Annotated in this window: 10 protein-coding genes; 7 read left to right on the forward strand and 3 right to left on the reverse strand. The window is 69.3% G+C overall.

Annotated features, from left to right (window positions below; all coding sequences use genetic code 11):
* Positions 1–252 precede the first annotated feature (252 nt).
* From VKQ35_RS00270 to VKQ35_RS00285, 4 genes are read left to right on the forward strand one after another with little or no spacing between them, the layout of a single operon-like run.
* Positions 253–2364 carry an efflux RND transporter periplasmic adaptor subunit gene (locus tag VKQ35_RS00270; RefSeq protein WP_324357861.1) on the forward strand — a complete coding sequence of 704 codons (2112 nt, stop codon included), beginning with the start codon at positions 253–255 and terminating at the stop codon, positions 2362–2364.
* 54 nt (positions 2365–2418) lie between these two features.
* Positions 2419–5502 (forward strand): efflux RND transporter permease subunit, encoded by a 3084-nt coding sequence (locus VKQ35_RS00275; RefSeq protein ID WP_324357863.1) that lies wholly within the window; start codon positions 2419–2421, stop codon positions 5500–5502.
* Positions 5499–8876: an efflux RND transporter permease subunit gene (locus VKQ35_RS00280; protein WP_324357865.1), complete on the forward strand. Its 3378-nt coding sequence runs from the start codon at positions 5499–5501 to the stop codon at positions 8874–8876. The genes VKQ35_RS00275 and VKQ35_RS00280 overlap by 4 nt, the downstream gene beginning before the upstream one ends.
* Complete coding sequence (locus VKQ35_RS00285) at positions 8873–10345, forward strand: efflux transporter outer membrane subunit (protein ID WP_324357867.1); 1473 nt, start codon at positions 8873–8875, stop codon at positions 10343–10345. Before VKQ35_RS00280 ends, VKQ35_RS00285 begins: the two co-directional genes overlap by 4 nt.
* On the opposite strand, the gene VKQ35_RS00290 is transcribed toward VKQ35_RS00285, so the two are convergent.
* Genes VKQ35_RS00290 through VKQ35_RS00300 form a run of 3 tightly spaced genes read right to left on the reverse strand, consistent with a single transcriptional unit; the run spans position 10329 to position 12010 of the window.
* Positions 10329–10907, reverse strand: coding sequence for a demethoxyubiquinone hydroxylase family protein (locus tag VKQ35_RS00290; RefSeq protein WP_324357869.1), 579 nt, complete (start codon positions 10905–10907; stop codon positions 10329–10331). The two genes, VKQ35_RS00285 and VKQ35_RS00290, sit on opposite strands and share 17 nt — an antisense overlap.
* Positions 10904–11416 carry a disulfide bond formation protein B gene (locus VKQ35_RS00295; RefSeq protein ID WP_324357871.1) on the reverse strand — a complete coding sequence of 171 codons (513 nt, stop codon included), beginning with the start codon at positions 11414–11416 and terminating at the stop codon, positions 10904–10906. The genes VKQ35_RS00290 and VKQ35_RS00295 overlap by 4 nt, the downstream gene beginning before the upstream one ends.
* A gap of 33 nt (positions 11417–11449) precedes the next feature.
* Positions 11450–12010 (reverse strand): DedA family protein, encoded by a 561-nt coding sequence (locus VKQ35_RS00300; protein WP_324357872.1) that lies wholly within the window; start codon positions 12008–12010, stop codon positions 11450–11452.
* A gap of 116 nt (positions 12011–12126) precedes the next feature.
* Here VKQ35_RS00300 and hppD point away from each other — a divergent pair, with 116 nt between their 5' ends.
* The 3 genes from hppD to VKQ35_RS00315 form a co-directional block, all read left to right on the forward strand.
* The gene (gene hppD / locus VKQ35_RS00305; protein ID WP_324357873.1) at positions 12127–13221 is read left to right on the forward strand and encodes a 4-hydroxyphenylpyruvate dioxygenase; all 1095 of its coding nucleotides are present in this window, start codon (positions 12127–12129) and stop codon (positions 13219–13221) included.
* Between the two features lie 5 nt (positions 13222–13226).
* Positions 13227–14210 carry an isoaspartyl peptidase/L-asparaginase gene (locus VKQ35_RS00310; protein ID WP_324357874.1) on the forward strand — a complete coding sequence of 328 codons (984 nt, stop codon included), beginning with the start codon at positions 13227–13229 and terminating at the stop codon, positions 14208–14210.
* On the forward strand, positions 14210–15071 hold an 862-nt coding region (locus VKQ35_RS00315; RefSeq protein WP_324357876.1), incomplete at its 3' end, for a homogentisate 1,2-dioxygenase. The genes VKQ35_RS00310 and VKQ35_RS00315, both read left to right, overlap by 1 nt.

The following is a 15071-nucleotide window of genomic DNA, read 5'->3' on the forward strand; positions in this document are numbered from 1 at the left end:
GTCGGCATAAGAAATCCATAACGCTCGCGTTGCGGCGCGGTCATGCAGTTGCAGTCCGGGAAGGTTCCGACGCAGGCCAGAAAGACGCCTGTCATGGGGAGGCCTTAGTAAGCGACCAGCTAGCTTGGCAAATGCTACCCATTCAGCGATGAGCGGGGAACAGCGTTCGCTGCGTGATCGTTATTGTAGAGCTTGCGGCCTTGTGCAGTTGCGCGGGGGCGCGCCCGGTCCGCAGGTGACCTCGGAGGAATGATGGATAACCGCGACCGCCTGGGGGCGACCAGCCAAGGCCACCCGCTTCGGCGCCTTCTGATCATCGGCGTCGTCCTGGCCGCCCTGGTGGGTCTGGTCTGGTTCGCGGTCCACACCGCCAACAGCAGCAAGGCCGGCGGACGCGGCGGCCCGGGCGGCCCGCCCGGCGCGGCCGGCGGTGGCGGCGGCGGCGGCGGTTTTGGCGGCTTCGGCGGCGGCGGCGGGCGCAGGCCTCCGACCACGGTCGGCGTGGCCACGGCCTTCCCGTCCGACATCCCGATCACGCTGGACGGCCTGGGCACGGTGACGCCCGCCGCGACCGTGACGGTGACGCCGCAGGTCTCCGGCGTGATCACCCAGATCCTCTTCAAGGAAGGCCAGCTGGTCAAAAAGGGCCAGGCGATCGCGGTGATCGACCCGCGCCCGCTGCAGATGGCGCTGCTCCAGGCGCAAGGCAATCAGCTGCGCGACGAGGCCCAGCTCGACAACGCCCGGCTGACGCTCAAGCGCGACCAGACCCTGCTCAGCGAGGATTCCATCGCCCGCCAGGACGTCGACACCCAGGCCGCGCTGGTGAAACAGCTCGAAGGCACGGTGAAGACCGACCAGGCCGCCGTCGGCACGGCGAAGCTGAACCTCGGCTACAGCCGCGTCGTCTCGCCGGTCGCGGGGCGCATCGGCCTGCGCGCCGTGGACCTTGGCAACTTCATCCAGGCGGGCAGCGCCACGGGCCTGGCGGTGGTCACCGAGATCACCCCGATCGACGTGCAGTTCACCATTCCCCAGGACTCGGTCCCCAACGTCCAGCAGCAGGCCGCGCACGGCAAGCTGCCGGTGACGGCCTATGACCGCACCAAGACCGTGGTCCTCGACCAGGGAACCTTCTCGACCCTGGACAATCAGGTCGATCCGACCACCGGCACGGTGAAGGCCAAGGCGCGCTTCCCGAACGCCGGCGGCAATCTGTTCCCGAGCCAGTTCGTCAACGTCCGCGTGGCGCTGCAGAGCCTTCACAACGTGATCGTGGTGCCGGTGACCGCGGTGCGCACCGGACCGCAGGGCGATTTCGTCTGGATCCTGAAGCCGGACAAGACGGTGACCAAGCGCAACGTGACGCGCGGCCCGGCGACCCCGACCATGACCAGCATCACCCAGGGCCTAAACCCGGGCGAGCGGGTGATCACCGAAGGCGGCGACCGCCTGACCGAAGGCGGCAAGGTCAACCTGCCGACCGACCGGCCGAGCCCGATGATCGCCTGCATGGCCGACATACAGAAGCTGTGCAAAGGCAAGCAGGGCCGCGACGCCTTCATGTGCCTGCGCGAGAACAAGGCCAAGGCCAGCGCCGGCTGCCAGGCGGCGCTGAACGCTCCGCGCGGCGGCGGCTCCGGCGGCGGCGGTGACTCCAGTGGTGGTGGCGGCGGCGGTGGCGGCTACGGCGGCCAGAGCGCCGGCGGCTACGGCGGCGGCGCTGGTGGCGGGGGTGGCGGCGGCGGCTTCCAGATGCCGCCTGAAATGCAGGCCGCGCGCGACGCCCGCGACAAGGCCTGCGCCGCCGACAGCAAGAAGCTGTGCCCCGGTCAGGAGGGCCGTGAGGCCGCGATGTGCCTGCGCGAGAACGTGGCCAAGACCAGCAAGGCCTGCCAGGACGCCTCGGCCAAGGTCCGCAGCATCATGAGCAGCATGGGCGGCGGCGGCTTCGGCGGCGGCCAGGGCGGCGGTGGCGGCGGCGGCTTTGGCGCGAGCCAGGGCGGCGGGGGCCAGGTCGCCGCTCCGGGCGCGGGCGCCCAGGGCCGCAGTGGCCAGGGCGGCGGTGGCCAGGGCGGCGGTGGCCAGGGCGGCGGCAATCGCGGCGCTGGCGGCGGTGGCCAAGGTGGCGGTCAGGGCGGTGGCGGCGGCTTCCAGATGCCGCCGGAGATGCAGGCCGCGCGCGACGCCATGCGCAAGGCCTGCGACGCCGACATGAAGAAACTCTGCCCGGGCCAGGAGGGCCGCGAGGCCTTCATGTGCCTGCGCCAGAACGAGGATAAGCAGTCCGCAGCCTGCAAGGCGGCCACGGCCAAGATGCGCGCCCTGCGTCCGCCTGGCGGCGGCGGCGGCGGCGGTCAGTAAGCGTCAGAACAGAGAACCGGTCCCGATCGGATGAACCCCTCACGCCCCTTTATCTTGCGACCCGTCGCGACCGCGCTGCTGATGGTGGCGATCGTGCTGGCGGGGCTTGTGGGCTTCAAGCTGCTGCCGCTCTCCGCCCTGCCGGAGGTGGACTATCCGACCATCCAGGTCTCGACCCTCTATCCGGGCGCGAGCCCGGAGGTGATGGCCCAGACCGTGACCGCGCCGCTGGAACGCCAGTTCGGCGCCATGTCCGGCCTGGAGCGGATGACCTCGACCTCCTCGGCCGGGGCCTCGGTGATCACCCTGCAGTTCACGTTGAAGGAAAGCCTCGACGTCGCCGAACAGGAAGTTCAGGCGGCGATCAACGGCGCCCAGACGCTGCTGCCCGCCGACCTGCCGGCGCCGCCGATCTACGCCAAGGTGAACCCGGCCGACGCCCCGGTCCTGACGCTGGCGGTGACCTCCGACACCCTGCCGCTGACCGACGTGCAGAACCTGGTCTATACGCGGCTCGCCCAGAAGGTCAGCCAGGTCTCCGGCGTGGGTTTGGTGACCCTCAGCGGCGGCCAGCGGCCGGCGGTGCGCATCCAGATCGACACCGACGCGCTCGCCGCCAACGGCCTGACCCTGACGACGGTGCGCAACGCCATCAGCGCGGCCAACGCCAACGCCGCCAAGGGCAGTTTCGAAGGCCCGACCCGCAGCTACACCATCAACTCCGACGACCAGCTTGAGACGGTCGCCGACTACCAGAACCTGATCATCGCCACCCGCAACGGCGCCTCGGTGCGGATGAGCGACATCGCGACCGTTGTGCAGGGGCCGGAGAACGTCAATCTGGGCGCCTGGTCGGGCAAGACCCCGGCGATCATCGTCAACGTCCAGCGCCAGCCAGGCGCCAACGTCATCAAGACCGTCGACGCCATCAAGGCCCAGCTGCCCGACCTCACCAGCTCCCTGCCGCCGTCCATCAAGGTCGCGGTGCTGGCCGACCGCACCAACGGCATCCGCTCCTCGGTGCATGACGTGGAGATGGAGCTGCTGCTCGCCATCGTCCTGGTGGTGCTGGTGATCTTCTTCGTCCTGCACTCGATCCGCGCCACGATCATCGCGGGCCTGGCGGTGCCGATCTCGCTGATCGGCACCTGCGGGGTGACCTATCTGCTGGGCTTCTCGCTCAACAACCTGAGCCTGATGGCGCTCACCATCGCCACCGGCTTCGTGGTCGACGACGCCATCGTGATGCTCGAGAACATCTCGCGCCACGTGGAGGACGGCGAGCCGCCGTTCGAGGCGGCGCTGAACGGCGCCAAGCAGATCGGCTTCACCATCATCAGCCTGACGGTCTCGCTGCTGGCGGTGCTGATCCCGCTCCTGTTCATGGGCGACGTGGTGGGCCGCCTGTTCCGCGAGTTCGCCATCACGCTGGCGATCACCATCCTGATCTCGGCGGTGGTGTCGCTGACGCTGACCCCGATGATGGCCGCCCGCTGGCTGCGCGAAAACGAAGGCAATGAACCCGGCAGCTTCGGCGAGAAGACGCAGAAGTGGTTCGACAAGGTGGTCGGGCGCTACGACAAGGCCCTGCAGTGGGTGCTCGACCGCCAGGCCGCGACCCTGATGGTGGCCATCGGCACCTTCCTGCTCACCGTCGTGCTCTACATCGTGATCCCCAAGGGCCTGTTCCCGGTGCAGGACACCGCCCAGCTGCAGGCCCGCATCCAGGCGCCGGAGACCGTCTCCTACGCGCGCATGGCGCAGATGACCCGCGACGTCACCGCCGCGGTGATGCAGGACGAGGCGGTGGAGAATGTTTCGTCCTTCGTGGGCGTCGACGGCGCCACCAATTCGACCATCAACAACGCCGAGCTGCTGATCAACCTCAAGGAAAAGCACGGCTCGCAGACGAAGGTCATGCAGCGCCTGCGCGAGGCCGTCGCCAAGGTCGCGGGCGTCCAGCTCTACATGCAGCCGACCCAGGACCTGACGGTGGACGCCGAGAGCGGGCCCACGCAGTACCGGGTGTCGGTGGAAGGCGCCAACACCCAGCAGGTCAACGACTGGGCCATGAAGCTGTCCACGGCGCTGACCGAGGAGAAAAAGCTCCAGAACGTCACCACCGACGCCGGCGACAAGGGTCTGTCGGCCTATGTCGACCTCGACCGCGACACCGCCGCGCGCCTGGGTATCACGCCCGCCTCGGTGGATGACTCGCTCTATTCGGCGTTCGGTCAGCGGATCGTCTCGAACATCTTCACCGAGACCAACCAGTACCGGGTGATCCTCGAAGCGCGGCCCACGGACGCGACGCCCCAGGGCCTGAGCGGCGTGCAGCTGCAGTCCACCGGCGGCTCGACCCCGCTCTCGGCTGTCGCCACGATCAAGGAGCAGACCGCGCCCCTTCAGGTGCACCATGTGGCGCAATTCCCCGCGGCCACCGTGGGCTTCGACACCGGCAAGGGTGCGTCGCTGGGCGCCTCGGTCGCGCAGATCCGCAAGACCGCCGACAAGATCGGCAAGCCGGCGGGGATCACGCTTACCTTCCTGGGCGCGGCCGGCGCCTACGAGAACTCGCTGAACAACGAGCTGTGGCTGATCCTGGCCGCGGTGGTCTGCGTCTACATCGTGCTGGGCGTGCTCTACGAGAGCTACATCCACCCGCTGACCATCCTGTCGACCCTGCCCTCGGCCGGCGTCGGCGCGCTCCTGGCCCTGATGCTCACCGGCAACGACCTGGGCGTGATCGGGATCATCGGCATAATCCTCTTGATCGGCATCGTGAAGAAGAACGCGATCATGATGATCGACTTCGCGCTGGACGCGGAGCGCGAGCAGGGGATGTCCCCGCGCGACGCCATCCACCAGGCGGCCCTGCTGCGCTTCCGCCCGATCCTGATGACCACCATGGCGGCCCTGTTCGCCGCGGTGCCGCTGATGCTGGGGATCGGCATGGGCGCGGAGCTGCGCCGCCCGCTCGGCATCGCCATCTTCGGCGGCCTGATCCTCAGCCAGCTGCTGACGATCTTCACCACCCCGGTGGTCTATCTCTACTTCGACCGGCTGGTCCCCAAGCAGCGGAAGACGCCGACCCGCGCCGCCGAGGGCGAGCCGCCCGCGCCGGAGCCGGCGGAATGAACCTCTCGGCCCCATTCATCAAGCGCCCGATCGCCACGGTCCTGTTGACCATCGGCCTGGTGCTGTCGGGGGTCGCCGGCTACCTGGTGCTGCCGGTGGCGCCGCTGCCGATGGTCGACTTCCCGTTCATCGGGGTGCAGGCGAGGCTGGCCGGCGCCAGCCCGCAGACCATGGCGTCGGACGTGGCGACGCCGCTTGAGCGACGCCTCGGCGTGATCGCCGGCGTCAATGAGATCACCTCCCAGAGCTCGACGGGCTCGTCCAACATCAACCTGCAGTTCGATGTGTCCCGCAACGTCGACGCGGCCGCGCGCGACGTGATGGCGGCGATCAACGCCGCCCGCGCCGACCTGCCGACGACGCTTCGCCAGAACCCCAGCTACCGCAAGGCCAATCCCGCCCAGCAGCCGGTGATCATCCTGGCGCTGCAGTCCGACACGCGCACGCCCGGCCAGATCTACGACGCGGTGAACAACATCGTCTCGCAGCGGCTCAGCCAGGTGACCGGCGTGGGCGACGTGAGCATCGGCGGCTCGTCCCAGCCGGCGGTGCGGGTCGAGGTCTCGCCCTTCGCGCTGAACCGTTTCGGCATCAGCCTGGAGGACGTGCGTACCGCCATCCAGTCGGCCAACGCCAATCGCCCCAAGGGCACGGTCACCGACGGGGCCGGTCGGCGCTTCCAGATCTACACCTCGACCGGCGGCATCCACGCGGCCGACTATGCGCCGCTGATCATCGCCTACCGCAACGGCGCCGCGGTGCGCCTCGCCGACGTCGCCGACGTGACCGACAGCGTGGCCGACGTTCACACCATGGGCCTGTTCAACGGCCAGCCGGCGATCAACGTACTGGTCACCCAGCAACCGAACGCCAACATCATCGCCACGGTGGACGCGGTGAAGCAGGTCCTGCCGCTGCTCGCGGCTCAGATCCCGCCCGACATCCGCATCACCGTGGCGTCCGACGCCACCACCTCGATCCGCGCCTCCCTGCGGGAAATCCAGATCACGCTGGCCATCGCCATCGTCCTGGTGGTGCTGGTGGTCGCCATCTTCGTGCGGCGGGTGAAGGCGACCCTGATCCCGGCGGTGGCCACGGTGGTCTCCCTGATGGGCACCTTCGGGATCATGTACCTGATGGGGTTCTCGCTGAACAACCTGAGCCTCATGGCGCTCACCGTCGCTTCGGGCTTCGTGGTCGACGACGCCATCGTGGTGCTGGAGAACACCAACCGCCTGCTCGAGCGCGGCATGGGGCGCATGGAGGCGGCGCTGGCCGGCGCCAAGCAGGTGGGCTTCACCGTCGTCTCCATGAGCCTGTCGCTGGTGGCGGTGTTCATCCCGCTGCTGTTCATGGGCGGCCAGGTCGGCCTGCTGTTCCGCGAGTTCGCCGTCACCCTCTCGGGCGCAGTGATGATCTCGCTGGTGGTCTCGCTCACCACCACCCCGATGATGTGCGCCTACCTGCTGCGCGCGAAGGAAGAGGAGAAGCCGGAGGGCCCGATCGGCCGCGCCTTCGCCAAGGGCTTCGACTGGATCCACAGGTCCTACGAGCACAGCCTGGATTTCGCGCTCTCGGCCAAGCCGCTGATCATCCTGGTGCTGATCGCGATCATCGGGATGAACGTCTATCTCTACATGGCCATCCCCAAGGGTTTCTTCCCGCAGCAGGACTCCGGGCGCCTCCAGGGCGGCCTGCGCGCCGACCAGTCGATCTCTTCGGCCGAGATGGGCCGCAAGCTGCAGCAGATCGTCGGCATCATAATGAAGGACCCGGCCGTCAAGACGGTGACCGCGTTCACGGGCGGCGGACGCGCCGGCGGCGGCTTCCTGGGGGTTGACCTGAAGCCGCGCGGCGAGCGCGCCGACAGCGGCATGATGGTGATCGCGAGGCTGCGGCCGCAGATGGCCAAGGTCACGGGCCTCACCGTCTTCCTCAATCCGCAGCAGGACGTTCGCGCCGGCGGGCGGCAGTCCAACGCCACCTACCAGTACACGCTGAAGGCCGACAACACGGCCGATCTGAAGACCTGGGCCCAGAAGCTGAACGACGCCATGTCCGAGCACACCGACGTGCTGGTCGACGTCCAGACCGATCAGCAGGACAACGGCGTCGAGGCCTACGTGGACGTCGACAAGGACTCGGCCTCGCGCCTCGGCGTGAACCTGCGCGACGTCGACAACGCCCTCTACGACAGCTTCGGCCAGCGGCCGGTGGCCAACATCTACGAGGACCTGAACCAGTACTCGGTGATCCTGGAGACGGCGCCGGCCTACAGCTACGGGCCCGACTCGCTGAACAACATCTATGTGCCGGCCTCCAGCCCGGTGAACGCGCCCACGCCCAACACCAACGTGCCAGAAGCCACCGCCCGCGCCGCCGCCGGCCGGCTGAGCGCCGCCCAGGTCGCCGCCGCCAACGCCGCCGCCACCCAGGCCAGCGCGTCGACCACCGGCTTCAGCTCCGGCTCCGGCGGCTCCAGCGGGGCCAACGGAACGGCCCAGGCCCAGGCCGCCAACCCGGGCGCCCGCGACCCCGGCACCGGCAGCGCCTTGAACACGGTCGCGCGCAAGATGGTGCCGCTCTCGGCGATCGCGAAGTTCTACAACCGCTCGACCCCGTCGGCGATCAACCACCAGGACGGCGAGCTGGCGACCACGATCTCGTTCAACCTGGTGGACGGCAAATCGCTGTCCGACGCCACCGTGGCGATCCAGCAGGCCGAGGCCGACATCGGCATGCCCACCAATGTGCGCGGCGCCTTCGCCGGCACCGCCAAGAGCTTCGCCGACAACCTGAAGCAGGAGCCGGTGCTGATCCTGGCCGCCCTGATCACCATCTACATCGTGCTGGGCATCCTCTACGAAAGCCTGATCCACCCGATCACCGTGATCTCCACCCTGCCCTCGGCGGGCTTTGGGGCGTTGCTCATGCTGATGATCTTCAAGATGGAGTTCTCGGTGATCGCGCTGATCGGCATCTTCCTGCTGATCGGCCTGGTGAAGAAGAACGCCATCCTGATCATCGACTTCGCGCTGGACGCCCAGCGGAGCCGCGGACTTTCGGCCGAGGAGGCGATCCGCGAGGCCTGCCTGCTGCGCTTCCGTCCGATCCTGATGACCACGCTCGCCGCGGGCCTGGGCGCGCTGCCGCTGGCCATCGGCTTCGGCGAAGGCTCGGAGCTGCGCCAGCCGCTGGGCATCGCCATCATCGGCGGCCTGATCGCCAGCCAGCTGCTCACCCTTCTGACCACGCCCGTGGTCTACATCTATCTCGACCGGTTGCGGCGTCAGCGCGACGAACGCCACCTCAGCCGCCTGAGCGGCCAACAGGGCGGCGGCGACCGCGGCCCAGGCCAGGTCCAGCCCGCATGAAGCATCTCCCCTCCAAGCTTACCGCCGTCCTGATGGCCTCCGCCGCCCTTGCCGGCTGCGCCGTCGGGCCCAACTATGTGCGGCCCTCAGCCCCATTGTCGCCGACCTTCAAGGAGGCGTCCGGCTGGTCGCCGGCGGCGCCCGCCGACGCGCTCGACCGCGGCGACTGGTGGTCGCTGTTCGGCGACCCGATCCTGAACGGCCTCGAGGCCAGGGTGCAGGTCAACAACCAGAACGTCATCGCCGCCGAGGCGGCATATCGCCAGGCCCGCGCCATCGTGGCCGAAGACCGCGGCCAACTGTTCCCGACCATCACCCTGAACGGCAGTGGGACGCAATCCGGCAGCGGCGGCGGCGGCAAGGGCAGCGTGGTCACCGGCGCTGACGGCACGCCGATCATCACCGGCGGCGGCGGCGGCACTTCCGCCAGCTCCTACCGCGCCAACGTCGGCGCCTCCTGGCAGCCGGACGTCTGGGGCCGTATCCGCCGCACCATCGAAGGGGCCAAGTCCAACGCCCAGGCCAGCGCCGCCGATCTGGAGTCGGCCAAGCTGTCCGCTCAGGGCGAACTCGCCACCGACTACTTCGGCCTGCGCGAGGCGGACGCGGAGATGGCCATCGACCGGGCGACGGCTGCGGACTACCAGCGCGCGCTGACCATCGCCCAGAACCGCTACAACGCTGGCGTCACCGTGCGTAGCGACGTCTACCAGGCCCAGACCCAGCTCGCGAACGCCCAGGCCGATCTGGCCGGGACCGAGCAGACCCGCGCCAACTTCGAGCACGCCATCGCCGTGCTGGTGGGCGAGGCGCCGGGCAATTTCACGCTCTCAGCCGCGGCTTGGGTCGCCACCGTGCCCGGCCTGCCCGCCACCGTGCCCTCGGCGCTGCTGCAGCGCCGCCCCGACATCGCCGGCGCCGAGCGTCGGGCTCAGGCGGCCAACGCCCAGATCGGGGTGCAGGTCTCCACCTTCTTCCCGAACATCACGCTGACGGGGTCCTACGGCTATGCCTCCAACCAACTCGCCAACCTGATCAGCACCCCGAACTCGCTGTGGAGCTATGGTCTCGCGGCCGCCGAGACGCTGTTCAACGGCGGCGCCCGCGTCGCCGCGGTGAGGAGCGCCAAGTCGGCGCGCGATCAGGCGGTCGCCAAGTACCGCGAGACCGTGTTGGAGGCGATGCAGGACGTGGAGAACCAGCTCTCGGCGACCGACGTGCTCGGCCGCCAGGCCGATCTGCGCCGCCAGGCCTCCGCTGCGGCCGATGCCGCCGCGACCATCGTCTTCAACCAGTACAAGTCCGGCCAGGTGGCCTACACCGACGTCGTCACCGCCCAGACCGCGGCTTACACCGCCCGCCGCGCGGTGGTGCAGACCGCCGCCCAGCGGCAGACCACGGCCGTGGCGCTGATCCAATCGCTGGGCGGCGGCTGGAAGGCCGGCAGCGACCCTAAAGCTTCTCGCTGATCTTGATCGCCGCGCGGCAGCCGGTGCGGATCACCGCCGACAGCAGGGCGTAGCCCGGGGCCTCGCGCGCGCCTTCCTCGACCGCCAGGTCGCGGTGGGCCAGTTCCTCGTCGCGGAACGCCGAGAGTTCGGCGGCGAGCTCCGGCTCGCGGACCGAGAGTTCGGCGATCTGCTGGGCGTAGTGCTCTTCGATCACCGTCTCGACCGCGTCGGTGCAGGCGTGCGCGGCCTTGTCGCCCATGAGCGCCGTGCCCGCCCCCAGCGCGAAGGCCGCCGCGCGCCAGACCGGGGCCAGCGCCGTGGGCCGCACCCGGCGCTCGGTCAGGAGCTTGTCGAAGCGGGCCAGATGGACGGCCTCCTGAGCCTCCAGCTCGGCCATCTGGCCGGCGATGCGCTCATGGCCCTTGGCCTCGCCCAGCACGACCCGCTGGCCGCGGTAGATGGCCACGGCGGCCATTTCGCCCGCATGGTCGACGCGCAGGATCTCAGCCATCCGCGCGGCCTGGGCGCCGCGCCCGGGGCGCGCGGGAATGGGCTTGGGCGGCATCGGTTGGTCGCTCATGTCTTGCGCCGCTCCCGGAGCGCGGCGGCCACGCTCAAGGCCGTGAACACCACGGAAGCCAACGCATTCCAGCCGGCCATGGAGACGCCCAGGAACACCCAGGCGGGCTTGTCGCAGTCCGGCATCTTCACCCCGCCGCCGTTCAGCAGCGCCTTGAGGTCGGCCATGGAGACGTGGCCGCCGCCGGAGCAGCTCGCGGGGCCGGGCCAGAACTTCCATTCCACCCCGGCGTGGTAGCCCGCGATCCCGACGCTAGCTGCGAACACCAGGGCCAGCAGCCAGCAGGTCGCCTCGCGCCAGCGCGGGCCGCCCGGCAGGCGCACCACGATCATGGCCGCAGCGCTCACGCCCATCGCCACCCAGTAGACCGTCCGCTGCTTCAGGCAGAGCTCGCACGGCGCCAGCCCGCCGAAGGTCTGGAAGGCGTGGGCCGTGGCCAGCATGGCGCCGGAGATCAGGAGGGCGACGAACCGCCAGCGGTCGAGGAAGGGGCGCAGGAGGCCGGACATCGCGGTTCTATAGCCCGGCTTCGAGGCCGCAGCCTAGTGAACGAACTTCAACGCCAGGACCAAACCGACGATCACCAACGCCACGGCGCTCGCCACCAGGGCCAGGCGCCGTTCGACGAAGGCGCGGATCGGTTCGCCGTAGACTTTCAGCAGCAGGGCCTCGCCGCCGAAGCGCAGACCCCGGACCAGCAGCGAGACCAGCAGGAACTGCCAGTAGACCACCTGGCCGAAGCCGGACGCGATGGCGGTCAGCTTGTAGGGGATCGGCACCGCGATCAGCACCAGGCCGTACTGGCTGTACCAGCGCTGGAAGGCGTGCAGGTCGCCCCCGGTCAGGGACAGGATCCAGGCGCCGACCGGCTGCAGGAAATGGCCCACCGCAAAGCCGCAGGAGCCGCCGGCCAGCGAACAAACGACGGTGATCGCCGCGTAGCGCAGCGCCCGGCTGCGGTTGCCCAACACCACCGGCATCAGCAGCACGTCCGGCGGAATCGGGAAGAACAGTCCCTCGCAGAAGGCCAGCAGGCCCAGCGCGGCGGGCGCCTGCGGCCGCGCGGCCAGCGACATCACCCAGTCATAGGTCTTGCGGAGCATCGGGGTCCTGAACGCGGCTTACGACGTTCAGCTATCAGGCTGGCCGAGTCTTGTCTTCCCGCTACCGGGAACTAGTTTCATATGATACCAACTCATCCGAACAGGAGATTCCGCCGATGACCGTGCAGACCCAGGCGCCAGGCCGCGACCTTTTCGAGAATCCGCTGGGCACCGACGGCTTCGAGTTCGTGGAGTTCACCTCGCCGGAGCCGGAGCGGCTGAAGGGCCTCTTCGAGTTGATGGGCTTCACGGCGGTCTCGAAGCACCGCTCCAAGAACGTGCTGCGCTTCCGCCAGGGCGACATCAACTTCATCCTCAACATGGAGGCCTCCGGCCAGCCGGCCGACTTCCGCCAGGCGCATGGCCCCTCGGCCAACGCCATGGCGTTCCGGGTGAAGGACGCCGCCAAGGCCCTGCAACTCGCCGTCGAGCGCGGCGCCAAGGCGGTCAGCGGCCCCGTCGGCCCCATGGAGCTGAACATCCCGGCGATCGAAGGGATCGGCGGCACGAACCTCTACCTCGTCGACCGCTACGGGGCGCAGGAGATCTATGACGTCGACTTCGTCGCCATCCCGGGCGCCGCGGAGGCGGAGGCCGCCAACGGCGTCGGCCTCACCTACCTCGATCACCTGACCCACAACGTCCACCGCGGCCAGATGGCCAGGTGGGCGGAGTTCTACGAGCGCATCTTCAATTTCCGCGAGATCCGCTACTTCGACATCGAGGGCAAGCAGACCGCGCTGATTTCCAAGGCCATGACCAGCCCGGACGGCAAGATCCGCATCCCGCTGAACGAAAGCCAGGACGAGCACTCGCAGATCGAGGAGTTCCTGAAGGACTACAAGGGCGAGGGCATCCAGCACATCGCGCTGGGGACCGGTGACATCTTCGAGTCGGTCGAGACCATGCGCGAGCGCGGCGTGGCCTTCCAGGACACCATCGACACCTATTTCGACGGCATCGATGAGCGGCTGCCCGGCCACGGCGAGAATGTGAACCGGCTGCGCGCCGACCGCATCCTGATCGACGGCGCGCCGACCGAGGGCCAGGGCCTGCTGCTGCAGATCTTCACCGAAAACATGATCGGCCCGATCTTCTTCGAGCTGATCCAGCGCAAGGGCAACGAGGGCTTCGGCGAGGGGAACTTCAAGGCGCTCTTCGAATCCATCGAACTGGACCAGATGCGCCGCGGCGTGCTTCCGCCTAAGTAGGGGAGATGAGCACTCCCACCTGGTCCCTGGTCCTGCACGGCGGCTCCGGCGTCATCGACCGCGCCGACCTGACGCCTGAGCAGGACAAGGCCTATCGGGGCGTGCTGGCCCAGGCGGCGGAGACCGGCGCGGCGGTGCTGCGCGGCGGCGGCGCGGCGCTCGATGCGGTCGAGGCCGCGATCCACGTGCTGGAGGACGACCCGCTGTTCAACGCCGGGCGCGGCGCGGTCTTCACCGCCGAAGGCTGCGTGGAGCTGGACGCGGCGATCATGGACGGGGCGACGCTGGAGGCCGGCGCGGTGGCCGGCGTCACCCATGTGAAGAATCCGATCACCGCGGCGCGCCGGGTGATGGAGGCCTCGCCGCACGTGCTCCTGATCGGCCGCGGGGCCGACGCGTTCGCCCAGGGCCAGGGGCTGACGAGCGTTCCGACCGGCTACTTCTTCGTCGAGCGCCGCTGGCGGGCGCTGGAGAAGCAGCTCGCCCGCGAAGGCAAGCCGATCCCGCCCAGGCCGGCCGGCGCCGATACCGACGAGCGCCAGGCGGCGCTGGCCCATGACGAGGGCAAGCGCGGCACGGTCGGCGTGGTGGCCCGCGACGCGCGCGGCCATGTGGCGGCCGGCACCTCCACCGGCGGAGTGACCGCCAAGTCCTGGGGCCGGGTCGGCGACAGCCCGCTGATCGGCGCCGGCACCTATGCGTCCGACCGCTCCTGCGCCGTCTCGGGCACAGGCGACGGGGAGTATTTTATCCGCCTCTCGGTCGCGCGCGCCATCGCCGCGTTGGTCGAACTGAAGGGCCTCTCCCTGCAGGCCGCGGTCGACGAAGTGATCCAGACCGACCTCGAAGCGTTGGGCGGCAAGGGCGGCGTGATCGCCGTCACCCCGGACGGTCAGATGGCCTGGAGCTTCAACACGTCGGGCATGTACCGCGCCCGCATCGCCGACGGCGGCCCGCTGGAGGTGGCGATCTATAAGGACGAAGCCTGATGGCGACCCGAAACTGGATTCCCGTGCGCGGCGCGCAAGGCGACCACTCCCGCCAGGCCCACGCCGACATGCCCGCCGGCACCTATGAGCGGGAGATCTCCAAGGAGGGGTTCTTCGGCCCGGCCGCCTTCATCCACCATCGGCGCCCGCCAACCGGCTGGGTGAATTTCGAAGGCCCGCTGCGGCCCCGCGCCTTCGACCTCAATGCGCTCAACGCCGCCGAGCCCAGCCCATGGGCGGCCGGCAAGGTGCTCTACAATCCCGCCGTCGAAATCCGCTTCTGGAAGCTAGCCGCACCCATGCCGGCGCTGGCCCGCAACGCCGACGGCGACCAGTTGCTGTTCGTCCACTCAGGGGAAGGCGACCTCTTCTGCGACTACGGCCACCTGAGCTTCCGGGCCGGCGACTATCTCTACCTGCCGCGCGGGACCATGTGGCGGCTCAGCCCCCGTGAACCGACGGCGGTGCTGATGATCCAGGCCACCAACACCCACTTCACCCTGCCCGACAAAGGCCTACTCGGCGGCCACGCCCTGTTCGATCCGGCCATGCTGGAAACGCCCGCCATCGACGAGGCCTTCAAGGCCCACCAGAACGAGGCCGGCGAATACCGCGTCGAGGTGAAGAAGCGCGGCGAGGTCTCGACCGTGACCTATCCCTACAATCCGCTGGACGCTGTCGGCTGGCACGGCGACCTCGCGCCCGTGCGTCTCAACGTCGCCGACCTTAGGCCCGTCTCCAGCCACCGCTACCACCTGCCGCCCAGCGTCCACACGACGTTCCTCAGCGACCGCTTCGTGGTCTGCACCTTCGCGCCCAGGCCCTTCGAGACCGATCCCGGCGCGCTGAAGGTGCCGTTCT

The sequence above is a fragment of the Phenylobacterium sp. genome (assembly GCF_035309685.1).
Lineage (GTDB): Bacteria > Pseudomonadota > Alphaproteobacteria > Caulobacterales > Caulobacteraceae > Phenylobacterium.

What these genes read in the sequence shown, in the direction of transcription:
- VKQ35_RS00270 (WP_324357861.1), top strand. Translation starts at nt 253, where the DNA reads ATGGATAACCGCGACCGCCTGGGGGCGACCAGCCAAGGCCACCCGCTT.
- VKQ35_RS00280 (WP_324357865.1), top strand. Translation starts at nt 5,499, where the DNA reads ATGAACCTCTCGGCCCCATTCATCAAGCGCCCGATCGCCACGGTCCTG.
- VKQ35_RS00285 (WP_324357867.1), top strand. Translation starts at nt 8,873, where the DNA reads ATGAAGCATCTCCCCTCCAAGCTTACCGCCGTCCTGATGGCCTCCGCC.
- VKQ35_RS00290 (WP_324357869.1), bottom strand. Translation starts at nt 10,907, where the DNA reads ATGAGCGACCAACCGATGCCGCCCAAGCCCATTCCCGCGCGCCCCGGG.
- VKQ35_RS00295 (WP_324357871.1), bottom strand. Translation starts at nt 11,416, where the DNA reads ATGTCCGGCCTCCTGCGCCCCTTCCTCGACCGCTGGCGGTTCGTCGCC.
- VKQ35_RS00300 (WP_324357872.1), bottom strand. Translation starts at nt 12,010, where the DNA reads ATGCTCCGCAAGACCTATGACTGGGTGATGTCGCTGGCCGCGCGGCCG.
- hppD (WP_324357873.1), top strand. Translation starts at nt 12,127, where the DNA reads ATGACCGTGCAGACCCAGGCGCCAGGCCGCGACCTTTTCGAGAATCCG.
- VKQ35_RS00310 (WP_324357874.1), top strand. Translation starts at nt 13,227, where the DNA reads ATGAGCACTCCCACCTGGTCCCTGGTCCTGCACGGCGGCTCCGGCGTC.